Origin of the sequence: Bacteroides zoogleoformans (assembly GCF_002998435.1) — a bacterium.
Classification (GTDB): Bacteria; Bacteroidota; Bacteroidia; order Bacteroidales; family Bacteroidaceae; genus Bacteroides; species Bacteroides zoogleoformans.
Map to the genome: position 1 here is coordinate 1,107,385 of NZ_CP027231.1, position 24,240 is coordinate 1,131,624.

Below are 24,240 nucleotides of genomic sequence, written 5' to 3' on the forward strand. Positions count from 1 at the left end.
GAAAGATATTACCAAATTCCACTTAGAAAGTCGAGGAAAAAGACGTGACAACTATTCGTCGTGCAGCGCTTCGGCCGGCTGTATCTGCATCGCCTTGCGGGCGGGGAAACAGATGCCGAACACGATTATTACGGCCAACAGCAGCACCGCAGCGGCAAAACACAGGAAGAAGCGCCCCGGAGTGGCGTCCATCAATGTATGCACCGTGAGGTCGGCCGCCTGCATATTGACACAGACAATCAAGGCGGGCAACGCCGCCAGAGCCAGCAACAGCATTCCTTCCATCAGATAATAGCCGAAAACGCCGGAACGGGAGCTGCCCAGCGCCATGCGCAGAGCCATCTCGCACTTCCGTTTGCGGGTACGGAACCAGAAAGTGCCCAACACTCCCAGAAAGACATTGAATGCAAAGAAAAGTATGACCGCATAGGTGGTGTTCAGATAGTTCACCGTGCCCTTCTCAATATCGAAGGCCTCCTTCATGTCGGCATACGAACGGATGTCGTACAGATGATAGGGGCCGATGGCCAGGCGGCTTTGCATGTCAGTGGTGAAGCGTTCGGCAAAACCGGCCACAGAGCCGGATGCTACGCGGAGGGCAATGCCGGCCCAATGTCCCGGCAGGGAAGCGGCGGCCGGAAGGTAGATGAAAGGTTCGTAGCGCTCGTATTCGTCCGTCTTATGGGCGGGAAGCACAGCCATCACTTTATAGTTGGTCTCGGGCCGGGCACTTTTCATATAGTAAGGGTTGAAACACGTCTCTCCCACCCCGCTGCGGCCACTGAAAAGCGAATCGCTCAACGCCGCGCTCATCATGACGGGCGTGGGATATTCGTCCTTCAGCCAATGGGCTGCATCGAAAGTGCCGCGCAAAGGTTTCAGGCGAAACACTTCGAAATAGTCGGGACTGACGTAGCGGATGTTGCAATGCACCACGTGGGTAGAATCGGTGTGAGGAGCATATCCTTCGAACATGACATTATCGGTATAGGGAACGGTTCCCCAATAGTAGCAAGCCGACTCCACACCGGGATAGCTGCCGATAAGACCGTATATCTGCTCTAAATAGTCGGCAGAACGGCTCATCATGGCAGAATCGCGCGAAAGCATGGGCTCGATGGTGAGCTGCACATGAAACACGTTCGCCGTATCATAACCTTTGGGGCGGCGGGCAGCCGCCTCGTAATTATATATCAGGTCGATGCCGTACCACAACAGTACAAGCACCACCCACAGTTCCGCCCCTATCCATGCGTTGGAACGACGCTGATTCCATATCTGACTGAACAAGCTCTTTATCATTTTTCTTCTCCTTTCAAAGTGGACGCTATGTTGCGCCGCGAGGCCATATAAGCCGGCAACAGCACCGATAGCAGATTAAACAACAGGCAAACGACAAACACAAGCCCGAACAGCGCAGGCCGAAGCAGCAGGCCGCCGCCCACACTGATGCCCGACAATTCTACATCGCCCGTGCCGAACAACCATGTCCGCCCCAGCCATACCAGCAGGCAAGAGAGTAAATACCCTAGCACGCCTCCGGCAAAGACCGCAAGCAGGTTCTCCGTGAACAAGCGGTAAAGGATGGAGGCGTTCGAGGCTCCATAGGCCTTGCGCACGGCTATCTCGCTGACACGTTCCTGCATTTGCGCATGCGTCATGCCGGAAATGTTGATGGCAGGAACGATGAGCAGCACCATCGCCAGCAACCCGTAAACCAACGAGGCGCTGATGTTTTTGTCGCGGAAGAACGTATATCCGACATGCGTATAGAGAGACGACAACTCAAAAGCATATTCGGCCGTGGAGCTGTTCAAGCGGTCTTGCCGATGCTGCACTTCCGCACGGATGTCGGCAGGACGGGCACCGGCCGAGAGCTTCAGCACACAGCGGCGAATGCCTCGCAAACCCTCCGTGCGGCCGGAATAACCGTCTTCATTCTCCAAGGAGAAAGGCGTGAAGACATCGGCATAGGCCGTCTGGAAGATGGCATTGACATCCTTCACCACACCCACCACACGCGCCGGAAAGAAACTGATGCGAAGTTCCTCACCCACGGCATCCGTCGTGCCGAAAAGCTGCAAGGCAGCATGTTCGGTGAGGACGCATACCCAACGGCAGGCATCGTATTCCTCGGCGGTAAAAGGGCGTCCGGCCACAAACTCATAGCGGAAGAAGCTGAACCAGTTTGCCGCAACGGGACGGACAAAATAGTTGTAGGTCGATTGGGAAGCCGGCAGCCCGCAGATGGATTTGGATACACCGCGATACCAAGTCACATCTTCCACACCGTCCAAATCATTGAAAAGTGCTTCGAATGCCATACGGCCTATTCCACCGTTATTGACATCGCTATGATTGCTGCGGCGATAGGTCGTGGCATCGCCCACATACATCAGCCGGGAACGGTCTGCTTCCGGAGCCATATCAGCCGTACGAAAATCATAAATCATCGCCACCGCCATTACGAAAGCGATGGTAACAGCCGTTCCCGTCACACTGATGACAGCATGAAAAGGATGCTGTCGCATCAGCCGGACGGCTTGAGAGACAATCTGTTTCATTCCTTTATATTTAAGTTCCAATTCATTACCTATTCGTCGTGCAGCGCCTCGGCAGGCTGTATGTTCATCGCCTTGCGGGCGGGGATGCCGATGCCGACGGCAATCATCAGTGCCATCAACAGGAAGCTGATGACGGCACACAACAGCAGACGCTCCCACTCCAGTGTGGTTCCGTTGCGCCAAGAGTTCAGTTCCAAATCTGCCAGATGATAATCGACGAGCAATGCCAACGGGGTGACTAATAACAGGAGCAGCCAGCCTTCGCACAGCAAACGCCTAAATACGCCGCCGTCCGTTGCGCCGTGCACCTTGTGCAAAGCAATCTCCGACTTGCGTTGCTGCGTACGAAACCAGAACGTGCCCAGCAGACCGAGAAAGATGTTGAGCAGCAGGAAGCCCATGCCCACCCCGTAGTTGCGCAACTGCGACATCCAGCTCCGCTGGAAATTCTCGCGCACCTCGGCAAACGAGCGCACCTCGGCAATGAAAAGATTGCCCACGCGATAGAGTTTCTCGCTATCGGCCTTCAGGCGGTCGATGAAGTCACGGTCTTGGTCGGCACGCACCCGCACGCACCATTCCTTGCTGTAATCCATCATGTAATCCGGCAACTTATAGACCATCCGGTAGGAACTGCGGGCCTGCTGATAGTCGCTGTATCTCACATTCTGCAAGGCTGCGCCCAACTTAATTGCATTGACCGTGTCACCGAACAGAAAGAAAGGCTTCCCCACCAACGAGGTCATCGTCAGGTTGTACTTTCTGTAAAGATTATCCGAGGCAAGGAACTGCCGAGGATCTTTCAGGATTTCGGCCAACTGTTCCGGTGTCTCGCCACGCGTGCCCCGGTAGCGGAACACCCGTACAAAATCAGGTGTCACAACGCTGCGTATCGTCCATTCGGGCGACTCCAAAGTATCATGCCGCACCATCGTCGTACTGTTGCTTCCATTGTAAGGGAAAGAGTTCTGCGAAAGGCTCACGGCCTCCACGTCCGGACGGTGTTGCAGCCTGTTCAGCATCTCCCGCACGTCGTTACGGCAGTCTTCTTCAGTCTGATGGGGGATGTAGTCGGGACTTTTGTCGGTCAGCATCCCCATATTGATAAGGTAGCAATGCTCTATGTCGAAGCCTCTCGGCTCCAGGTAAGTGGCCGCACTTGTATAGATGTAGTCCACAATGTACCACATCACCACGCTGACCACCAACAGCTCCAGAGCCAGCCAGACATTGCCTTGCCACTCGTTCTTTATCTGTGTCAATAATTTCTTAGTCATTGATGTATCGTTTGAGTTCGTTAGAATCTGTTCATCGGATAAACGCCGGCCGGCCGTTAATGCAGACGTCCGCCCAATGCGTTCACCACTCCCACTCTCGAAGCGCGCCATGCCGGAAAGCCGCTGCTCAGCACATTCAGTACGAAGCAGAAAAGCAGTGCCCAACCGAAGGTGGAGGCATGTATCAGGATGGAGGCGTCAATCACCGGCACGTTTATCATCTTGCGGAAGCCTTCGGCAAAGAGCATCGCATCGGCCGCATAGGCAAACGCCACACTCAGCAGCAGCCCCAGCACACCGGCCAGAAGCGTCACCACCATGTTCTCCGCCACAATCTGCCCCATAATCTCCATGCGTGTACTTCCGAAGGCACGCCTCACACCTATCTCGCCGACACGCTGACGCAAGCGGCTCTGTGTCATGCTGCTCAGGTTGATGGCAGGCACTATCAGGAGGATGGCGAAGACAATGAGGCGTTGGCGTCGCGCGGCCTCCACATCGGGCTCTATGTTGGCTCCTACCACAAGCGCATTCTTCTCTTGGTCGTAAGGGCGGTTGCGGTAAAGCAGCGTGTAGCCCTCTTCGCCGATGACCTTGTTGTGTTCCTGCCTGCGTCGCTCCACCTCCTCGCGTATGGCGGGAAAGTCGCTGCGCCGGCGGGCCAGTATCGTACAGCTGGCCATTCCCATGTGGTCATCGGTCCAAGTGTCTTGCTCGAAGTCGGTAGAAGTGAACGGTATCCATACCTGCCCGTAGGCAGAGGAAGCAAGCGTAGAGACATCTCTCACCACCGCGCATACCCGGTAGGGGGCATGATTCAGCAGAAACTCCTTCCCGATGGCTTCCGTCGTGCCGAAGAGATGGCGTGCCACACTTTCCGTGACCACCGCCACCGGCCTCCCGGCATCGAACGTGGCCTTGTCGTAGGGCTTTCCGCCGATGAAAGAGAAATCGAACACCTGCCAAAACACGTCGTCCGTCTGCAGCAGGTCTATGCCCGTGGCAGGCTGCCCCGGCAGGGAGACGGGTGTGGAAACCGTCATGCAGGCATAAATGGTGACAGCCTCCGGTGTCTTCAACGACTGGAAACATTCGCGGGCTGTGCGCACGCTCATCGGCCCGTTGCTGGTGCTCCCCTCTCCCCAGTCCTTATGGTTGATGCTCATCCACTTGACGTGCAGAAAGCGGTCGCGATTGCTCTCGGGAGCGAAGGACACCACCTGCACCTGCTGAATCATCACCACCAGCATGATGAGGAAAATGGCGAGCGCCGTGCCCGCTATGCCTACGGCACTGATGACGGGCTGCTGGCGAAGCTGCGCCAATGCTTGTGTGATATATTGTTTAATCATAACTCAACGTCCTATCCTTTAAAGCGCGTGTATTCACACGGCCTATGCCACCCCGTACGTAGAGGCGACATCTGTCATACTTGTTCTTATCTTGTCTCGCTCTTTCAATCTGTGTTCTTCTTGCCGCCCGGCTTATTCCACTTGCCGTCCGTCGAAGAAGCGGACAGTTCTTGAAGTCTGCTTGGCCTGATCTTCGTTGTGCGTCACCATCACGATGGTGCGCCCGTCTTCTTTGTTGAGCCGGTGCAACAGCTCCATGACTTCGGCACCCATCTTGGAGTCCAGATTACCCGTAGGCTCATCGGCAAGGATTATCTCCGGATTGCCGATAATGGCACGGGCAATGGCTACACGCTGGCACTGACCGCCGGACAACTGCGTAGGCATGTGACGCATGCGGTGGCTCAGCCCCACCTTCTGCAATACCTCTTCCGCCAGCCGGCGACGCTCTTTGGCCGACACCTTTCTGTATAGCAGGGGCAACTCTACATTGTCCAGTACGTTCAATGAGTTTATCAGGTGGAAAGACTGGAACACGAAGCCCAGATTCCGGTTACGGAATGCGGCCAGTTCCTTATCTTTCATGCCTTCTACTTCGGTGCCCGCAATTTCGATGGTGCCGCTGGTAGGAGCATCAAGCAAGCCCATAATGTTCAGCAAGGTAGACTTGCCGCAACCCGACGGCCCCATGACGCTGAGGAACTCGCCTTTGTTCACTTCGAGGTTTACATTCTCCAATGCTACGGTCTCAATCTCGTTCGTACGATAAATCTTGTTGATGCCTGTTAACTTAATCATAATGGTAAAGTATTAAATTGTTATTATTTGGTTTATTATATCTCATGGGCGACGTCCTATATATCTCATTAAGCATGTCCTATATATCTCATGAGTGACGACATACGTATCTCATGGGCAATGACATCAGCATCTCATGAGCAATGACATCAGTATCTCATGAGCAATGACATCAGCATCTCATGAGCAATGACATCAGCATCTCATGGGCGATGACATCAGTATCTCATGGGCGATGACATCAGCATCTCATGAGCAACGACATCAGCATCTCATGAGCAATGACATCAGCATCTCATAGGTAACGACATACGCATGTCATAATCAATGACATAATTAACTCATAGAACACGTTGCACAACACTCGCCCCCTACTCGTCACGCAAAGCTTCCGTGGGCGAAATGCGGCTGATGTTGCGCGCCGGAAAGAAGATGCCCGCCATCACCACTGCAAGCAGCAGGATGAAGATGATGAGCGATACTCCGATGAAATGCTGCGTGAAGTCGCTCACCCAATAAGAGTCGGCCGCCCCCTCCATCCATGACAGCCCCTTGTGAAGCCCCTCCTTCAAGGCATATTGCAGGTAAATGAAGAAACCCACAAGCGAAGCCGTCAGCGTGAGAACCGTCCCCTCGCCCATCAGCATGCGTATGATGCGACCGGGCGTCCCTCCGAACGAAAGCATCACGCCCACCTCTTCGCGGCGTGTACGCGTCTGCAACCAGAAGGTGCCGATGACGCCCAGGCAGAGATTGACGAGGAAGAAAGCCGCCATCGCCAGATTGCGGCGGTAGATAGGTCCCGCATTTGTCGCCTCGCGCTCTGCAATGATGGCATCGTAGGAGCGCACCTGCCGGGCGAAGAGGTTGCCTGCCCTGAGCTCTTTCACCATCCACGGACGGAAGTCGTGCAGAAAACGCTTCATGCTGACGCCCTCCTTGAGCCTGACCAATATCTGTGCGTTCTCCGGGATGTCGGTCACGTCCACCGACAGCACGGGGCGGAAAGCAACCATGACGGGCTTCCATTCACTATATGCCTTGAACGTCCCCAGCACACCGACCACCGGATAGTAAGTTGTATCGTTGGCGTATGCATTATAGCAACGTTTGCCGGACACGTCGCTCCGTCCGAAAAGCGCTTGGGCGGTATTCTCCGAGAGCACAACATCGTTTTGCGCATAGTCGCAGTCGGACAGCTGTTCGGGCGTTCTTCCCGCCGCCGGACGGAAGCCGTAGGTCTCGAAGAACTGCGTATGGGGCAGAAACTGCATCCGCAACATTTGATAACGCAGCGTGTCGTTTTCGGCCATCACGACGTTGCTGCTGTTTCCTTGCGAGCAGGGATAGCAAAAGCCCAATACCGGCGTTGTACGCTCCACGCCTTCGAAGTCGCGGGCGCGACGCACCAAATTCATGTAACTGCTCATCAGCGTGGCCGAGTCCAGCTTCTCCGAATCATAGTCCGGAGCGCCCGGCTGCAAAGCGGCCAGCGAAACCAAGCAAAGACGGTCGGCGTCATAGCCGAGGGGAATACTGCGGTCGTGCGTCACCACAATAACGGGGTCCAATATCACCCAGGCGAGGATGCTTACCAGCAACAACTCGGCCAGCAGCCATCCGTTACGGCGACGGCGTGCCCAAAGGTTCTTCAATATAAGTCTGAACATAACTATATCTCCATTTTATCACCTCTCATCGGGAACGAGAGGGTTAACGTTTTTCATTCAATGAGTTCACAATAGGCCGGCGCAACGAATGCCAGGCGGGAAGTAAGGCCGACAGCAGATTCAGCAGCACGCATACCACCAATGCCGCCAAGAAGACCAACGGGGCAAACAGCATCTCACCCGAAACGCGCACCTCCACTCCTTCGGGCATGATTCCCGGCCAACCGTCGAATACCGTGAACACCCACTCGCGGGTGACATAGAGAGTCAGCCATGCCAGCAGCAACCCCAACGCACCGCCCATCAGCGTCAGCAGCAGATTCTCCCACATCACCTGCGAGAGCAGCGTCCGCCTCCCGGCGCCGAACGACTTGCGCACACCCATCTCGGCCAACCGCCCGTCCATGCGGCTCGAAATCATGCCGCTCAAATTCAGCGAAGGAACCAGCAGCAATACAATCAGTATCAGCGCAAAGTAGCGCACCGTGCGCCATGCATCAAACTCTTGGCTTACATATTCTTGAAACACGCTGCGCAAATGGGTGGTGGGCTGCTCCCAGAAATTCACTATCCAGTCATCGGGGTGCATCGAGTTCTCCTTACGGACAATCTCTTCCAGTTCCGCCCGCAAAGCCTCGCCCTGCCGGCTGTCCCCTACAAGGAAAGTCACGTCGAACGCCCCCAGATAGTCGAAGCCGTACTCCGCCTTCCGATAGTCCGGCGATACGCTGTAAGGAAGATAGACCTGCGCATACGACTTGCGCATCAGGTAGCTGGCGGAACGAGCCACACCGCATACACGGTAGTCCACATAGTTCAGACTGAACGTACGTCCTTCCACTCCCTCGGCCGTGCCGAAAAGGCGGTGGGCCAGCTCGTCCGTTATCACGGCCGTATGGATGCCTCCGTCCAAATCGGCCTCCGTAAACGCCTTCCCCTCCATGAAACGGAAGGCATAGATACGGAAAAAGGCAGGGTCGGTCAGCTTGACGGATACGGAGAAATCGCCGCTTCCATCCACAGGCTGCACATAACTGTTCTCCTGCATGTCGTTACTCAAGGAAGCCGAAACGACCAACGCATTCTTCATCGGATAGAACCACTCCTGCAAAGCTTTGTAAGACACACCCCACTGATAGGTGTGCCGGCGGTCGGTGCCGGGATTCTTATCAAAGCGGGCATTGGTGAGATAGAGCGTGTTCGCCCTGTTCACCTCCGGATAGACGGGGGCCAGCTTGACGTAATAGACCACGGCGATAATCATGGTCATGGCAATGGCCAGTCCCGTGCCCACGATGTAGAGCGCACTGAAGAGCTTGTTTTGCCTCATCAATGCCCAAGCTTGTTTGAAATAGAGTTTTATCATAATATGTTGAGAGATTATATTAATCGGGATTATTCTTTCTGTTCCGGTTTACTTCTTTCAGCTTCCGTTTAATCTTTCAGCTTCTGTTTGTTCTTCCAGCTTCTGTTTACTCTTTCAGCTTCAGCCTGTTCTTGTTCTTATACTGACTCATGTCGCTCACCACCACTTCGTCGCCCGGCTGCAGGCCGCCGATGACTTCCACGAACTCGAAATTGCTGTCGCCCAGTTGCACTTTGCGTTTCACGATCTCCCGGTCGGAGTTGCGCACAAAAAGCTCGTACTCTCCGCGCCCCACGTAATAGCTTGCATTTGCCACACGCATCACGTCTTCTTTCACGGCATTCATCACATAGACATCCGTCTTCAACCCCGAACGCAGGCGGCGGTTGTTGTCTTCGTTCAGTTGCACGGTGAAAGATATCACGCCGTTCTTCGAAAGCGGTGTCACACTGCTGATGTTCCCTTCCAGCTTCTCGCTGCCAATCTTCACGATGGCCCGTCCGCCCGCCGCCACACGGTCTCCGTAGGTGTCGGCAATCTCGCCCTCTACCTTGAAGTGGCTCAAGTCAGAGATAACGGCTATCCGGCTGCCTTCGGGCACTTGCGCCCCAATCTGATTGTTGATGTATGTAAGGATGGCCTTGCGGGGCGAACGCACCTGCGCATCGTCCAGCGTGCGCTTGGTTTCGGCCAGGGTCTTCCTGAACATGCTGAAGTCCAGTTCCCGCACCTGATATTCGGCGGCCAGCACCTCTTTCTCGTTGGCATACTGCTGCCGCAATTGTTCGTACTCCAGTTGCGCCACGTTGTAACTGAGCTCCGCTTGGCGCACCTTGTCGGTAGTGCCCGAGCCGAGGCTGTCGAGGTATTGCTCGTTGCGCAGCTCCACCTTCATGCGGTCCAGCTTCATGGCGGAGACCTTGATTTTCATCTGCAAGTCGGTCAGCTTGGTCTGATTGTCGAGCTTCAGCTGTTTCAGCTTGTAGCTGCGCATCTGCTCTTCGTCCAGCAACTTCTTGTAGTCTGTCTCGGCGCTCTGCAAGTCCAGCTTCAGGATGGGAGTGCCCGCATCCACACTGTCTCCCCCCTTCTTATACACTTCCAGAATACGTGTGTTGATGGGCGAATTTATGATTTCCTCGAAGGCCGGAACCACCTTTCCCGAGGCGCTGACACTGACCTCGATGGTTCCTTTCCCTACTTTTGAGAATACAAGGTCGCTTTCCTTCACCCCCGTACGCATCAGCGAGATAAGTATGCTGACCGCAACGACACTTACCCCGGCAACAATGCCGTAGCGAATGATTTTCTTATTACGCTCTTTCTTACGCACTTCTTTCGGAATTTCCCTATCCATAGCTTCTGTTTTTACTGTTTGCGAACATTATACTGAAAATAAACCAATTCCATGCCAAAACCATAAAGAGCTGAAAATAAGCGTAAAGAGAAAAAAGAAAGGTGTCCGTTTTCGAACACCCTGTACATTTTCGGATAAGAAAGTATGTTTTATTTGGATTTATTTGTAAACTTGTCCTTTGTTTCATTGAAGCCTGCCAATTTACAGTTCACACCGTACATCCTCCGCATCAGCTCCGTATCAGCTCCGTATATCCTCCGTATATCCTCCGTATCAACTCCGTATCAACTCCGTATATCCTCCGCTTCTATAGACACGGAGCTGATACGGAGAGGACACGGCTTTGATAAGGCCGGGGTATCAACAAGGAAATTAAGCGCCTGTTTAAATATTACCCTCAAAACAAGCCGGTCAAAACTTCCTAAGGAAAAATCAGACAGGTTCTAAGGGGATGAAACGCAATGCGTCCGGCTTCAAAGACGGGAAGTGCTTCTGATTGAGACTATACTCTTTGCATGACTGCCGTTTCACCCGAAAGGCAGGGTGAACCCAATCGCACAGCATACAAGTCGTCATCGCAGCCTCAACCTGTCTCCCACCTCGGGCACGTAGTCCGCATCCTTACGATTCATCTTATAGAGGTTCCTCAAACGGATGCCGTATTTCTGCGAAATGGAATGCATGGAATCACCGTCTTTCACAATGTATACGGTATATGCCTTAGAAGCTTTTTTCTTTTTCCCTTTCAGATAAATGATGTCTCCATCCTCCAATGTATAGTCTTTATGGAGGTCGTTGTACTTCACCAACTTCTTCCAACTGATGTCGAACTCCTTGCCCAATAGACGGAAAGAATCTCCGTCGCGCGCCACCACGTAGGCTATGCCATTGGCAATATACACCTGATGCGGATGGGCAAGCCAAGGTTTCTTCTTCAACTCCTTCTCCCAATTGCGGGTTTCGCTCTTGCTCATGCCGCGACTGTCGTACCGATAGAGTTCATAATCCTCGATAATCGTAATCAACCGGTTGGCATACGAAGGGTCGGTGGCATAACCGGCTTTTTTCAATCCGCGCGCCCAACCTTTATAATCCGTAATCTTCAGGCTGAAAAGAAACGCATAACGCGCACCTTGTCTCAGAAAGAGAGAATGATCCTCATAGGAATCTTTCGGGTCGGGATAGGCACGGAAGCACTCGTCACGGGCGTCGTCATCATGATAAGTTCTGCGTCCGGACCAGTTACGATGACACTTTATTCCGAAGTGATTGTTGCTTTTGCGTGCCAACAAGCTATATCCGGCGCCACTTTCAAGCAACCCTTGCGCCAAAGTGATACTGGCAGGTATCTTATATTTCCGCATCTGCTCCACGGCAAGCGGAGCATATTGTTTGATATATTCATTGAAACGGGGATTTCTGCGCTGGGCATGTGCCGAAGAAACAGAAAAGAGTATAAGGATAATGACAGCAGTCTGTCTGAAAACACATTTCATTATTTCAATAATTGAATTTGATACTTTTGATACAAAAGTCCGCAAAAGAATTGAAAAAACCAATCTCTTTTCTACCTTTGTAACATTAATTACAATATAATCCTCCTTCTTATGAAAGAACTGAGTATCAAAATCAACCTCAAAATATACCAATACGAAGAGCTGGATGCCGCCGACCGCGAACTGACGGATGCCGCTTGCGAAGCCACGAAACGTAGCTATGCACCCTACTCGCACTTCTCGGTGGGTGCTGCCGCCAGACTGGCAAACGGCATCATCGTAACAGGCACTAATCAGGAAAATGCCGCCTACCCGTCGGGAACTTGCGCCGAACGCACCACTCTGTTCTATGCCAACTCGCAATGCCCCGACCAAGCTGTGGATACTTTGGCCATCGCTGCACGTAATGAACACGGTAACTTTTTGGAAGATCCCATCCCACCTTGCGGAGCCTGCCGACAAGTTATGCTTGAAACGGAAAAGCGCTTCAAGCACCCCATGCGTGTGTTACTGTATGGAACAAAAGGAATTTATGAATTGAACAACATAGGTGAACTACTCCCCTTGTCATTCGATGCTTCGGCCATGAAATGACTCTTGTTGTGCATATTACAGCAAGATAATCTGTTTTCACCAACCGCATTTCCCTTAAAAAATAAAACAATATGGCAATGGAAACAAAAACAGTAAAATTCTACACGCTGGACTATAGCAACGTAAAAACTTATCTGGCAGCCTCTCTGTTCATTTTAGGCAACATCGTTCTTCCTCAATGCTTTCACCTCGTTCCTCAAGGAGGAATTACTTGGCTACCTATCTACTTCTTCACTTTAGCAGGAGCTTATAAGTTCGGTTGGAAAGCAGGTATGCTTACTGCGATTTTCTCTCCCACTATCAATACTTTATTATTCGGCATGCCACTCCCCGCAGCACTTCCCGCCATTCTTCTGAAGTCTGTATTATTAGCAGCAATAGCCGGTTGGGCCGCACATCATTTCCAACGCGTCTCCTTGCCCATCCTGTTGGCTGTTGTTCTTTCTTATCAAATTTTCGGCACCCTTGGAGAATGGGCCATGACCGGCAGTTTTTTCAAGGCGGCACAAGATTTCCGCATCGGCATGCCGGGCATGGCGCTGCAAGTAATAGGCGGATATTTATTACTGAAATATGGCTGTGGAAGAGTTTAAAATCAGTAACCAAGAGCAGCGGTTTCATGCAAACGTTTTCCGGTGAATCATCCCTTTTTCAATCCGATGATATCGGGAAGTCATTCATTCTTACATATATTTGCACTACAAACGTTATAAAAGAAAAGTAGCATGAGAAACATGAAAGCAATCTGCACAAGAATGGTTTGCTTCCTGCTCGTTTTGATGATGAGTAGTGCAGCAATGGCAGAGGGTATCACCTCTCCAAACGGACAACTCAAACTGAACTTCTCGGTGAATGCGCAAGGCGAACCGGTTTATGAGCTTTTTTATAAAGGAAAGGCCGTGATTAGCCCTTCAAAGTTGGGACTGGAACTGAAAAACGATTCGGGACTGATGAACGGTTTTACGCTGACAAACGCAAGTACATCTACATTTGATGAAACGTGGCAACCGGTTTGGGGAGAAGTGAAACACATCCGTAACCACTACAACGAATTGGTTGTGACGCTTAACCAGAAAGCGCAAGACAGAAATATGATTATCCGTTTCCGATTGTTTAACGATGGTCTCGGCTTTCGCTATGAATTTCCTTTGCAGAAGAATCTGAATTATTTTATCGTCAAAGAAGAGCGTACACAGTTTGCCATGACCGGTGACCATACGGCTTTTTGGATTCCGGGCGACTATGATACACAGGAATACGACTACACAGAGTCCAAACTCTCCGAGATTCGCGGGTTGATGGACGAGGCCATTACCGAGAACTCTTCGCAAACGCAGTTTTCTCCTACCGGCGTTCAGACCTCCTTACAGATGAAAACAGCCGATGGCTTGTACATCAATCTCCATGAGGCGGCTTTGGTAGATTATTCTTGCATGCACCTGAATCTGGATGACAAGAACTTTGTGTTTGAGTCTTGGCTGACACCTGATGCCGTAGGAGACAAAGGTTATCTGCAAGCGCCTTGTACTTCGCCGTGGCGCACGGTGATTGTCAGCGATGACGCCCGTGATATTCTTGCGTCTAAAATCACACTGAACCTGAATGAGCCTTGCGCTTATGAAGACGTTTCGTGGATAAAACCGGTGAAGTACGTAGGCGTATGGTGGGAAATGATTGCCGGCAAAAGTTCTTGGGCATACACGGACAACCTGCCTTCTATAAAATTGGGCGAAACGGATTATGCGAAGACCCGACCAAACGGACGCCATGGAGCCAACAATGAGAATGTCAAGAAGTACATTGATTTTGCAGCCAGGCATGGCTTCGACCAAGTATTGGTAGAAGGCTGGAATGAAGGTTGGGAAGACTGGTTCGGCAAATCGAAAGACTACGTGTTCGACTTTGTAACTCCTTATCCTGATTTTGACGTCAAGATGCTGAATGCCTATGCCAAGAGCAAAGGCGTAAGATTGATGATGCACCACGAAACTTCCGGTTCCATACGAAACTACGAACGACATATGGACAAAGCTTATCAATTCATGGTGAGCAATGGCTACAATGCCGTGAAGAGTGGATACGTGGGAAATATGATTCCCCGCGGAGAACATCATTACGGCCAGTGGCTTAACAATCACTACCTCTATGCTGTGAAGAAAGCGGCCGACTATAAAATTTGCGTCAATGCTCATGAGGCTGTGCGCCCCACCGGTTTGTGCCGCACATATCCCAACCTGATTGCCAATGAGTCGGCGCGCGGTACTGAATACGAAGCATTTGGCGGCAGTAAACCGTTCCACACCACATTGTTACCTTTCAACCGTCTGATTGGCGGCCCGATGGACTACACGCCGGGCATATTCGACACGAAACTCGACTTTATGGGTACTCTGCCTCATGGGCAAGTGCAGACCACCCTTGCCAAACAGTTGGCTCTTTATGTCACCCTCTACAGTCCGTTGCAGATGGCTGCCGACTTGGTGGAGAACTACGAAAAGCACATGGATGCTTTCCAATTCATCAAAGACGTTGCGGTAGATTGGGATGACAGCAAGTACATAGAGGCAGAACCGGGTGATTACATCACCGTGGCTCGTAAAGCAAAAGGCACCGGCAATTGGTTTGTGGGCGGCATCACGGATGAGAATACGCATACCGCTGTCTTTACACTCGATTTCTTGGAGCCGGGCAAACAATATGTGGCTACTCTCTATGCCGACGGCAAAGATGCAGACTACCAAACAAACCCCACCTCTTATCAAGTCAAAAAAGGTATTGTAACCCATAAGACCAAGCTATCTGTGAAGGAAGCACGCAGCGGCGGTTTTGCCCTCAGTCTGTTTGAAGCAACTTCCATGGATAATAAGTCACTGAAGAAATGGAAATAACTTAGAGCCTGTTTGTTTTGACAATTCCTCAAAAAGGATTCACGACAGAGCTGATAAAGGCAGAAAAGGAAAAAACAGACAGGCTCTAAGTTTTTTTTTTAGATATGTATCGGCAGAAAATAATGTGAAGAAAGAAACTTCTTTGTACCTTTGTCTCCGTTAATTTTAGTAACCAACAATAAAAAAGATTTTATGGGAGGCTTTTTCGGCACAGTAGCCAAGGCTGATTGCGTGGCTGATGTGTTCTATGGTACAGATTACAATTCCCATTTGGGAACGAAACGTGGCGGCCTGGCCACATACAATACAGAAAAAAAAGAATTTATCCGTTCTATCCACAACCTGGAAAGCACCTATTTCCGCACGAAGTTTGAAGATGAACTGGATACATTCAAGGGAAATTCCGGAATAGGAATCATCAGTGATACAGATCCGCAACCCTTGATTCTGAACTCTCACCTTGGCCGCTTTGCCATCACGACAGTCGCCAAAATCGTAAATCTACAAGAACTTGAAGCCGAACTACTGGCTCAAAACATGCACTTCGCTGAACTAAGCTCGGGCAAAACCAATCAAACAGAACTTATCGCTCTCCTTATAATACAAGGCAAAAATTTTGTGGAAGGAATTGAAAATGTGTATAAGCACATCAAAGGTTCCTGTTCCATGCTCCTGCTTACGGAAGATGGCATTATTGCCGCACGCGACCATTGGGGACGCACACCTGTGGTCATCGGCAAGAAAGAAGGCGCCTATGCCGTCACAAGCGAGTCGAGCAGCTTCCCGAATCTGGGTTATGAAATAGAACGTTATCTCGGCCCCGGTGAAATCGTCCGTTTGCGAGCCGACGGCGTGGAACAGATGCGCAAACCTAATGAGCAAATGCAAATCTGTTCATTCCTATGGGTATATTATGGCTTTCCCACTTCTTGCTACGAAGGTAGAAACGTAGAAGAGGTACGTTTTGCTTCCGGTTTCAAAATGGGACAGAAAGATGACTCGGTAGTAGATTGCGCGTGTGGCATCCCGGATTCCGGTGTAGGCATGGCTTTGGGCTATGCCGAAGGTAAAGGGGTTCCCTATCACCGCGCCATCTCCAAATACACTCCTACTTGGCCTCGCAGCTTTACTCCCAGTAAACAGGAAATGCGTTCTCTGGTGGCAAAGATGAAGCTGATACCCAACAGGGCCATGCTCGAAGGTAAACGGGTGTTGTTCTGCGATGACTCCATTGTTCGAGGCACACAACTGCGTGACAATGTGAAGGTGCTTTATGAATACGGAGCCAAAGAAGTACACATCCGCATTGCGTGTCCTCCATTGATTTACGGTTGTCCCTTCATTGGTTTTACAGCCTCTAAAAACGATTTGGAACTCATCACAAGACGTATCATCAAAGATTTGGAAGGAGATGATGCCAAAAATCTGGAGAAGTATGCCACTACCGGTTCACCGGAGTATGAAAAAATGGTAGAGGTGATTCGAGAGCGTTTCGGCCTTTCTTCTTTGAAGTTCAATACACTGGAAACTCTGATAGAGGCCATCGGTCTGCCTAAGTGCAAGATTTGCACGCATTGTTTTGATGGCAGCAGCCATTTCTGATTGACAAAATGCTATACATGAATGAAAAAGGGGAGTGAATTGCTTGGCTATTCACTTCCCTTTTTTTACCTTTACGGCAATCAATAAGCACCTTTTTTCTTGTAAATAATTAAAGCCTTATGGACATGACATTAATAGAACGTTTTTTGAAGTATGTAAGCTTCGACACCCAAGCAAATGAAGACAGTGGAGTGACCCCGAGCACTCCGGGACAAATGGTATTTGCCAAGTATCTGCAAGAGGAGCTGGAGGCTTTAGGCCTGAAAGAAATAACATTGGACGAGAATGGCTATCTGTTTGCCACACTTCCGGCCAATACGAATAAGCCGTTGCCTACCATCGGATTCATTGCACATATGGATACAAGTCCAGACATGAGCGGAAAAGATGTATCTCCGCGCATTGTGAAAAACTACGATGGCAAGGATATCGTTCTCTGCGCTGAACAGAATGTGATTCTTTCTCCTTCACAATTCCCCGAACTGCTTGATCATAAAGGAGAAGACCTGATAGTAACGAACGGCAAGACCCTGCTGGGAGCTGATGACAAGGCCGGTATCTCCGAAATTGTATCAGCCATGGTTTATTTGATGGAACACCCTGAAATCAAACACGGAAAGATTCGCATCGGCTTCAATCCGGATGAAGAAATCGGTTTGGGAGCTCATAAATTCGATGTAGAGAAATTTGGCTGCGAATGGGCTTATACCATGGATGGCGGTGAAGTGGGCGAACTCGAGTTCGAGAATTTCAATGCGGCAGCAGCCAAAATAATTTTCAAGGGACGCAATGTACATCCGGGTTATGCCAAGAACAAAATGATTAATTCCATTCGAGTGGCAAACCGCTTCATGGCCATGCTTCCCGCTCATGAAGTTCCGGAACATACCGAAGGTTATGAAGGTTTTTATCATCTGATCGGCATCAACGGCGAAGTGGAACAGACAACGGTTTCTTATATTATTCGCGATCACGACCGCACGCGATTCGAAAGCCGCAAGAAAGAGATGGAACATCTTGTGGAGAAAATAAATGCCGAATACGGTTTGGGAACCGCCACCCTTGAACTTCGCGACCAATACTACAACATGCGCGAACAGATAGAACCGGTGATGCACATCATCGATACCGCCTTTGCAGCAATGAAAGCAGCAGGCGTTGAACCCCGCGTAAAGGCTATTCGTGGAGGAACGGACGGCGCACAGCTCTCTTTCAAAGGGTTGCCATGCCCCAATATCTTTGCCGGTGGATTGAACTTCCACGGGCGCTATGAGTTTGTGCCCGTTCAGAGTATGGAAAAGGCCATGAACGTCATCGTAAAAATTGTAGAACTTGTAGCCGAGAAATAATTTATAAATAATCATTCATCACTTAATTCTTTATCATCATGAAAACCACTCCGTTTACAGAGAAACACATCTCGCTGGGTGCCAAGATGCACGAGTTTGCGGGATACAATATGCCTATCGAATACTCCGGAATCATAGATGAACACCTCACCGTTTGCCGGGAAGTGGGTGTATTCGATGTATCCCACATGGGAGAATTCTGGGTAAAAGGGCCTCATGCACTGGAGTTCCTGCAAAAAGTAACGTCAAACAATGTAGCGGCTCTTACCCCGGGAAAAGTGCAATATTCCTGCTTCCCTAATGAAAAAGGAGGTATTGTAGATGATTTTCTGGTCTATCACTATGAGCCCGAAAAATACTTGTTGGTTGTGAACGCCTCCAATATAGAAAAAGACTGGAACTGGTGCGTTTCGCATAATACGGAAGGAGCCGAACTGGAAAACGCCTCCGACCGCATGGCACAGCTTGCCGTACAAGGCCCAAAGGCGATTCTTGCTTTGCAGAAACTGACCTCCATCAACCTCTCCGAACTTCCTTATTACACTTTCGCGCATGGAGACTTTACCGGTCAAAAAGATGTCATTATCTCCAACACCGGCTATACAGGTGCCGGAGGCTTTGAACTCTATTTCTATCCTGATGTCGCCATGAAAATCTGGGATGCCGTATTCGAGGCCGGTGCAGAATTCGGAATCAAGCCTATCGGACTGGGGGCACGCGACACACTACGCCTGGAAATGGGCTTCTGCCTGTATGGCAACGATTTGGATGATACCACTTCGCCCATTGAAGCAGGATTAGGATGGATTACAAAGTTCGTGGACGGGAAAAACTTTATCAACCGCCCGATGCTCGAGAAGCAAAAAGCCGAAGGAATCGTTCGCAAGTTGGTAGGTTTTGAGATGCTGGATCGCGGCATTCCTCGTCATGGATGCGAGCTTTTCAGCGCGGATGGCACTGCTATCGGTGTGGTGACATCGGGCACCATGTCTCCTATGCGCAAAATCGGAATAGGCATGGGGTATGTGAAACCGGAATACGCTAAAGCAGATACGGAAATCTACATCGATGTGCGTGGGCGTAAGCTGAAAGCGCAAGTGGTAAAGCCACCGTTCCGTAAATAGAGCGGCCGGCAATCAGCGGTTAGTGACCATGCGGCATGAGAATATCTTGTTCTCTATTTGTCGCTGCTCACTAACCACTATTTATTCATAGCAGTCGCTACACACACTATAACATGAGCCGTTGCATATTTTGAAGAGTATCACAAGAAGAGAAGCTTGTATCAAAATTTGATTTCGGTTGAATAAAACTTTCAATCCGGAACTTGTCCCCTCAAAAAGATAATGAAAAAGCCCTATCAGAACTTGAAAACAGAGTTCGATAGGGCTTTTCATATATGCTTGTCACAACCTGTAACTTTAAGGAATGTCCACCATCTTAATTTTGATGCGCTCTCCTCTTGCCACAAAAAAATAAATCAGGGCTGATTATTTCTTACGATTACCATAACGGCTCATAAACTTATCAACACGACCGGCTGTATCAACCAGCTTAGACTTACCGGTGTAGAACGGGTGGGAAGTGCTGGAAATTTCGAGCTTTACCAACGGATAAGTTTCACCTTCGAATTCGATAGTCTCTTTTGTGCTGCAAGTGGAACGAGACAAAAACATGTCACCGTTTGACATATCTTTAAATACTACCGGACGGTAATTTTCAGGATGAATACCTTTTTTCATTTTGATATTTGTTTTATAATTTATTATTCTGTTACTATTTTGGTAATAAATAGTGTAATGGTCTTCTTTTTCAGAGCGCAAAGATAGTACAAGTCCGAGACACCGCAAAATAAAATCCGATTTATTTTTCGCAAGGGATATGGGGATAAGTTCCACTGAGAAGTACAAATAGTCTCTGTTATTAAACGAAGAGAATGAAAAACACTCGGGGAGCGCTGTCGGCAAGGGGCTGAAAGCCCCGACGAGACAAAAGATTTCAGTAGCAATACAAAAAAGCATAAAAGGAAGTAGGTTTATCGCATTTTATTTCTGACTTTTGCAGAAAATAACTCTATAAATATGAAGAAATTATTTGTATTATTCTTTGTCTGGCTTTATGTCTCGACATCGGGTGCACAAAATACGGAGCAAAAAGTATATAGCGTGGCGTTCTATAATCTGGAAAATTTGTTTGATACGATTCATGATGCGGGTAAAGCGGATTATGATTTTTTGCCCAATGGCAGTTATAAATGGACTGCTCGAAAATATGAGGCAAAGCTGCGGAACATCTCCAAGGTGCTGGGAGAACTGTCGAGAGATTTAGTGCCCCAAGGCCCGGCTTTCATCGGAGTGGCAGAAGTGGAAAACAGCAGGGTATTGGACGACTTGATTAAACAACCGGCCATATCGGACTACCGGTATATACATTATGAAGGCCCCGACCGGCGCGGAGTGGACTGTGCTTTGTTGTACAATCCGAAGCAATTCAGCGTCACCAAGTCCGAGTTGGTTCTTTCCGTCCCTTTCAAAGGAGACACTACGCACCTGACACGCGGATTCCTGATAGTAGACGGCCGGTTGGCCGGTGAGCGGGTTTGTGTCATCGTCAACCATTGGCCGTCCCGCGGAGCAGATTCACCGCTTCGCGTACATGCGGCACGGCAGGTAAAAGCCTTGAAAGATTCGCTGATGCGCGAAGACAAGAAACTTAAACTCATCATTATGGGCGACATGAATGATGACCCTATGGACGAAAGCTTGCAAGAGCTCGGAGGACGCAAATACGCCAAACAGGTGAAGCAAGGCGGACTTTACAACCCTTGGTGGGAAATATTGGAAGACAAGGGAGTAGGCACGCTGCTCTATCGGGGCAAATGGAACCTGTTCGACCAGATTCTCGTCTCCCGCTCCCTGCTGAAAAAGCGCAAAGGATTGAGATACGACCATAACGAAGTATTTATCCGCGATTATATGATTCAGCAAGAGGGAAAATACAAAGGCACTCTGCTGCGCACACACGGTGGAAGAACTTGGCTTAATGGCTACAGCGACCACTTACCTACCATTATCTATCTACGAAAGTAATCTTGGATTTATACGCATTTTTTACTCCTCATAAAAAGATTCATAAACAATTAAAGCGTCTCTAACGTTATGTAAATCAGAGCGATAGTTTTTACTAAAAAACGGGAAGGGGGTTAACACAGCATCCTATTTTCGTTACGAAGAAGCGCTTTTTGTAAATAATAAAAAAAAGAAAGAAAAGGATTCAAACTAAATTCCGGTTGTTTGTTATTTAAATACATTTTAAATTGTCTACGATATATGTGCATAAACACTATCTTTGTAATATAAAAACAGAAAGACGGAAGAGAGTATGCGTTTATCCGAGTTGAAAACCGGTGAAAAAGGGGTAATCGTGAAAGTGCTGGGACACGGCGGTTTCCGAAAACGGATTGTGGAAATGGGGTTCATAAAAGGAAAAACCGTAGAGGTGCTCCTAAATGCCCCTTTGAAAGACCCCATTAAATATAAAGTGATGGGATATGAGATTTCTTTGCGACGCCAAGAGGCCGAGATGATAGAAATCATCAGCGAACAGGAAGCCAAAACGCAAATTGTGGTGCCTGACTATCACAGAGGACTGAGCAAAGAAGAGAGTTTGGACGAAGCCCACCTCAAACGCCTTGCTCTTGGCAAACGCCGCATCATTAACGTGGCCTTGGTGGGAAATCCTAATTGCGGCAAGACTTCCCTTTTCAACATCGCTTCCGGCGCACACGAGCATGTGGGGAACTACAGCGGAGTCACCGTGGATGCCAAAGAAGGCTATTTCGATTTCCAAGGGTATCACTTCCGCATCGTCGATCTTCCGGGCACCTATTCCCTTTCTGCCTATTCGCCCGAAGAAATTTACGTCCGCCGCCATATCATCAACGAAACGCCCGATATCATCATTAATGTGGTGGATGCTTCCAATCTGGAACGCAACCTTTATCTCACCACTCAGCTGATTGACATGGACCTGCGTATGGTCATTGCTCTGAACATGTACGATGAATTGGAGTCCAGTGGAAATACGCTGGATTATGCCAAACTCGGCCGGCTCTTCGGCATCCCGATGATACCTACGGTCAGCCGTAATGGAAAAGGCATCGACCAATTGTTTCATGTAATCATAAGCATCTACGAAGGCGCTGATTTTCTGAACAACAATGGCAAAATGAATAGTGAAGTCTTAGATGACCTTCGGGATTGGCACCAGGAATATGTACCCGACCACGCTTTCGGCAGCCACAAAGAGGAAGTGGAACAGACACGTGGGTTTTACCGGCACATTCACATCAATCATGGGCCGGAATTAGAACGGAGCATCGAGAGTGTGAAGCAGGTAATCAGTCTTAATGAAAACATTCGCCATAAATACTCCACCCGCTTCTTGGCCATCAAGCTGCTGGAGAACGACAAAGATGTGGAGAAGGAAATACAGAAACTGCCCAATGCAAAAGATATTCTTGAGGTGCGCGACCGGGAAATGAAGCGCCTCCGCAATGCAATAAATGAAGATAGCGAAGAAGCCATCACAGACGCCAAGTATGGTTTTATTGCCGGCGCCTTACGCGAGACCTATGTGGATAACCATCAGGACATATCACGCGTCACCCATACCATCGACTTCTTCGTGACACATCGCATTTGGGGATACCCCATTTTCTTCCTGTTCTTGTATCTGATGTTCGAAGGCACCTTCGTGCTGGGCGACTATCCGATGCAAGGCATCGAATGGCTTGTCGGACAACTGGGCAATGCGGTACATGAGATTATGCCTGAAGGCCCATTGAAAGATTTGCTGATAGACGGCATTATCGGCGGCGTAGGAGGCGTCATCGTCTTTCTACCGAACATTCTCATCCTATACTTTTTTATTTCATTGATGGAAGATTCGGGTTATATGGCACGTGCCGCCTTCATCATGGATAAGATTATGCACAAGATGGGATTGCACGGAAAGTCTTTCATTCCACTGATTATGGGATTCGGCTGCAATGTTCCTGCCATAATGGCTTCGCGGACCATTGAGAACCGCAAAAGCCGTTTAGTCACAATGCTCATCAACCCCTTGATGTCGTGCAGTGCCCGTCTGCCTATTTATCTCCTGCTTGTCGGAACCTTCTTTCCGGACAGCGCCAGTCTGGTACTACTATCCATTTACGCCATCGGCATCCTGCTGGCGGTAATCATGGCACGCCTCTTCTGCCGTTTCCTGGTCAAGGGCGATGACACGCCTTTCGTCATGGAACTTCCGCCCTACCGAATGCCTACTTCGAAATCCATCCTGCGCCACACTTGGGAAAAGGGAGTACAATACTTGCGCAAAATGGGAGGAATCATCATGATGGCCTCGGTTGTGATATGGGCTTTGGGCTACTATCCCAACCACAACAGCTACGACACAGTGGCCGAACAGCAAGAGAATTCCTATATCGGTCGCATCGGCAAAGCCATGGAGCCGGTAATCAAGCCGTTAGGCTTTGATTGGAAACTGGGCATCGGCATCCTTTCCGGTGTGGGAGCAAAAGAATTGGTAGTAAGCACGCTGGGAGTACTCTACACCGATGATTCTGAGGCAAATGCCGTTAGTTTGGGCGAGCGCATCCCTATTACTCCCTTGGCAGCTTTTGCCTACATGGTATTTATTTTGATATATTTTCCCTGCATAGCCACTTTGGCGGCTATTCGAGGGGAGTCCGGCAGCTGGAAGTGGGCATTGTTCTCTGCATCATATACCACGGTGCTGGCCTGGCTGATTTCTTTTGCAATTTATCAGATAGGAGGACTATTTACATGAGTAATTGGCAAGAGTGGATAGTAGCCGCTTTTTTATTGTTTTGCGTTACACGCATCGGCATGAGTTTTTATACA

18 protein-coding genes are annotated in these 24,240 nt (G+C 49.6%); 8 read left to right on the forward strand and 10 right to left on the reverse strand.

Annotated elements, in window-relative coordinates; translation table 11 throughout:
* Positions 1-51: 51 nt before the first annotated feature.
* From C4H11_RS04610 to C4H11_RS04650, 9 genes are all read right to left on the reverse strand, one after another.
* A complete protein-coding gene (locus C4H11_RS04610; RefSeq protein WP_106040653.1) occupies positions 52-1,302 on the reverse strand; it encodes an FtsX-like permease family protein in 1,251 nt (416 codons plus the stop codon).
* Complete coding sequence (locus tag C4H11_RS04615; RefSeq protein ID WP_106043138.1) at positions 1,299-2,564, reverse strand: ABC transporter permease; 1,266 nt, start codon at positions 2,562-2,564, stop codon at positions 1,299-1,301. Before C4H11_RS04615 ends, C4H11_RS04610 begins: the two co-directional genes overlap by 4 nt.
* Before the next feature lie 29 nt (positions 2,565-2,593).
* Entirely contained in the window at positions 2,594-3,841 is a 1,248-nt protein-coding gene (locus tag C4H11_RS04620) for an FtsX-like permease family protein (RefSeq protein WP_106040654.1), read from the reverse strand.
* A gap of 56 nt (positions 3,842-3,897) precedes the next feature.
* Positions 3,898-5,193, reverse strand: coding sequence for an ABC transporter permease (locus C4H11_RS04625; RefSeq protein WP_106040655.1), 1,296 nt, complete (start codon positions 5,191-5,193; stop codon positions 3,898-3,900).
* 132 nt (positions 5,194-5,325) lie between these two features.
* Positions 5,326-5,991: an ABC transporter ATP-binding protein gene (locus tag C4H11_RS04630; RefSeq protein ID WP_106040656.1), complete on the reverse strand. Its 666-nt coding sequence runs from the start codon at positions 5,989-5,991 to the stop codon at positions 5,326-5,328.
* Positions 5,992-6,362: 371 nt separating this feature from the next.
* Positions 6,363-7,661, reverse strand: coding sequence for an ABC transporter permease (locus C4H11_RS04635; protein WP_106040657.1), 1,299 nt, complete (start codon positions 7,659-7,661; stop codon positions 6,363-6,365).
* Positions 7,662-7,704: 43 nt separating this feature from the next.
* A complete protein-coding gene (locus C4H11_RS04640) occupies positions 7,705-9,027 on the reverse strand; it encodes an ABC transporter permease (protein ID WP_106040658.1) in 1,323 nt (440 codons plus the stop codon).
* Between the two features lie 106 nt (positions 9,028-9,133).
* Positions 9,134-10,384 (reverse strand): efflux RND transporter periplasmic adaptor subunit, encoded by a 1,251-nt coding sequence (locus tag C4H11_RS04645; protein WP_106040659.1) that lies wholly within the window; start codon positions 10,382-10,384, stop codon positions 9,134-9,136.
* 572 nt (positions 10,385-10,956) lie between these two features.
* Positions 10,957-11,880, reverse strand: a complete 924-nt coding sequence (locus C4H11_RS04650) for a glucosaminidase domain-containing protein (protein WP_106040660.1) — start codon at positions 11,878-11,880, stop codon at positions 10,957-10,959.
* Positions 11,881-11,991: 111 nt separating this feature from the next.
* On the opposite strand from C4H11_RS04650, the gene cdd reads away from it, so the two are divergent.
* The 6 genes from cdd to gcvT all read left to right on the forward strand — a co-directional run bounded on the left by cdd (position 11,992) and on the right by gcvT (position 19,437).
* Positions 11,992-12,474, forward strand: coding sequence for a cytidine deaminase (gene cdd, locus C4H11_RS04655; protein ID WP_106040661.1), 483 nt, complete (start codon positions 11,992-11,994; stop codon positions 12,472-12,474).
* A gap of 77 nt (positions 12,475-12,551) precedes the next feature.
* A complete protein-coding gene (locus C4H11_RS04660) occupies positions 12,552-13,067 on the forward strand; it encodes an ECF transporter S component (RefSeq protein WP_106043140.1) in 516 nt (171 codons plus the stop codon).
* Between the two features lie 132 nt (positions 13,068-13,199).
* Complete coding sequence (locus C4H11_RS04665) at positions 13,200-15,362, forward strand: glycoside hydrolase family 97 protein (protein ID WP_106040662.1); 2,163 nt, start codon at positions 13,200-13,202, stop codon at positions 15,360-15,362.
* A gap of 192 nt (positions 15,363-15,554) precedes the next feature.
* Positions 15,555-16,964 (forward strand): amidophosphoribosyltransferase, encoded by a 1,410-nt coding sequence (locus tag C4H11_RS04670; RefSeq protein WP_106040663.1) that lies wholly within the window; start codon positions 15,555-15,557, stop codon positions 16,962-16,964.
* Positions 16,965-17,089: 125 nt separating this feature from the next.
* Positions 17,090-18,313 carry a peptidase T gene (pepT, locus tag C4H11_RS04675; RefSeq protein WP_106043142.1) on the forward strand — a complete coding sequence of 408 codons (1,224 nt, stop codon included), beginning with the start codon at positions 17,090-17,092 and terminating at the stop codon, positions 18,311-18,313.
* Positions 18,314-18,351: 38 nt separating this feature from the next.
* Positions 18,352-19,437 (forward strand): glycine cleavage system aminomethyltransferase GcvT, encoded by a 1,086-nt coding sequence (gene gcvT / locus C4H11_RS04680; protein WP_106040664.1) that lies wholly within the window; start codon positions 18,352-18,354, stop codon positions 19,435-19,437.
* A gap of 366 nt (positions 19,438-19,803) precedes the next feature.
* On the opposite strand, the gene C4H11_RS04685 is transcribed toward gcvT, so the two are convergent.
* Positions 19,804-20,055 carry a type B 50S ribosomal protein L31 gene (locus C4H11_RS04685; protein WP_106040665.1) on the reverse strand — a complete coding sequence of 84 codons (252 nt, stop codon included), beginning with the start codon at positions 20,053-20,055 and terminating at the stop codon, positions 19,804-19,806.
* A gap of 339 nt (positions 20,056-20,394) precedes the next feature.
* Between C4H11_RS04685 and C4H11_RS04690 the strand changes: the two genes are divergently transcribed.
* Together C4H11_RS04690 and feoB are read left to right on the forward strand one after the other, a co-directional pair.
* Entirely contained in the window at positions 20,395-21,402 is a 1,008-nt protein-coding gene (locus C4H11_RS04690) for an endonuclease/exonuclease/phosphatase family protein (protein WP_106040666.1), read from the forward strand.
* Between the two features lie 292 nt (positions 21,403-21,694).
* The gene (gene feoB / locus C4H11_RS04695) at positions 21,695-24,166 is read left to right on the forward strand and encodes a ferrous iron transport protein B (RefSeq protein ID WP_106040667.1); all 2,472 of its coding nucleotides are present in this window, start codon (positions 21,695-21,697) and stop codon (positions 24,164-24,166) included.
* Positions 24,167-24,240 lie beyond the last annotated feature (74 nt).

Bases quoted from the DNA above. Each gene is read 5' to 3' on its own strand.
- feoB (WP_106040667.1), top strand. From the start codon at position 21,695: ATGCGTTTATCCGAGTTGAAAACCGGTGAAAAAGGGGTAATCGTGAAA.
- C4H11_RS04625 (WP_106040655.1), bottom strand. From the start codon at position 5,193: ATGATTAAACAATATATCACACAAGCATTGGCGCAGCTTCGCCAGCAG.
- C4H11_RS04615 (WP_106043138.1), bottom strand. From the start codon at position 2,564: ATGAAACAGATTGTCTCTCAAGCCGTCCGGCTGATGCGACAGCATCCT.
- C4H11_RS04685 (WP_106040665.1), bottom strand. From the start codon at position 20,055: ATGAAAAAAGGTATTCATCCTGAAAATTACCGTCCGGTAGTATTTAAA.
- cdd (WP_106040661.1), top strand. From the start codon at position 11,992: ATGAAAGAACTGAGTATCAAAATCAACCTCAAAATATACCAATACGAA.
- gcvT (WP_106040664.1), top strand. From the start codon at position 18,352: ATGAAAACCACTCCGTTTACAGAGAAACACATCTCGCTGGGTGCCAAG.
- C4H11_RS04650 (WP_106040660.1), bottom strand. From the start codon at position 11,880: ATGAAATGTGTTTTCAGACAGACTGCTGTCATTATCCTTATACTCTTT.
- C4H11_RS04665 (WP_106040662.1), top strand. From the start codon at position 13,200: ATGAGAAACATGAAAGCAATCTGCACAAGAATGGTTTGCTTCCTGCTC.
- pepT (WP_106043142.1), top strand. From the start codon at position 17,090: ATGACATTAATAGAACGTTTTTTGAAGTATGTAAGCTTCGACACCCAA.
- C4H11_RS04620 (WP_106040654.1), bottom strand. From the start codon at position 3,841: ATGACTAAGAAATTATTGACACAGATAAAGAACGAGTGGCAAGGCAAT.
- C4H11_RS04660 (WP_106043140.1), top strand. From the start codon at position 12,552: ATGGAAACAAAAACAGTAAAATTCTACACGCTGGACTATAGCAACGTA.
- C4H11_RS04645 (WP_106040659.1), bottom strand. From the start codon at position 10,384: ATGGATAGGGAAATTCCGAAAGAAGTGCGTAAGAAAGAGCGTAATAAG.
- C4H11_RS04640 (WP_106040658.1), bottom strand. From the start codon at position 9,027: ATGATAAAACTCTATTTCAAACAAGCTTGGGCATTGATGAGGCAAAAC.
- C4H11_RS04635 (WP_106040657.1), bottom strand. From the start codon at position 7,661: ATGTTCAGACTTATATTGAAGAACCTTTGGGCACGCCGTCGCCGTAAC.
- C4H11_RS04670 (WP_106040663.1), top strand. From the start codon at position 15,555: ATGGGAGGCTTTTTCGGCACAGTAGCCAAGGCTGATTGCGTGGCTGAT.
- C4H11_RS04610 (WP_106040653.1), bottom strand. From the start codon at position 1,302: ATGATAAAGAGCTTGTTCAGTCAGATATGGAATCAGCGTCGTTCCAAC.
- C4H11_RS04630 (WP_106040656.1), bottom strand. From the start codon at position 5,991: ATGATTAAGTTAACAGGCATCAACAAGATTTATCGTACGAACGAGATT.
- C4H11_RS04690 (WP_106040666.1), top strand. From the start codon at position 20,395: ATGAAGAAATTATTTGTATTATTCTTTGTCTGGCTTTATGTCTCGACA.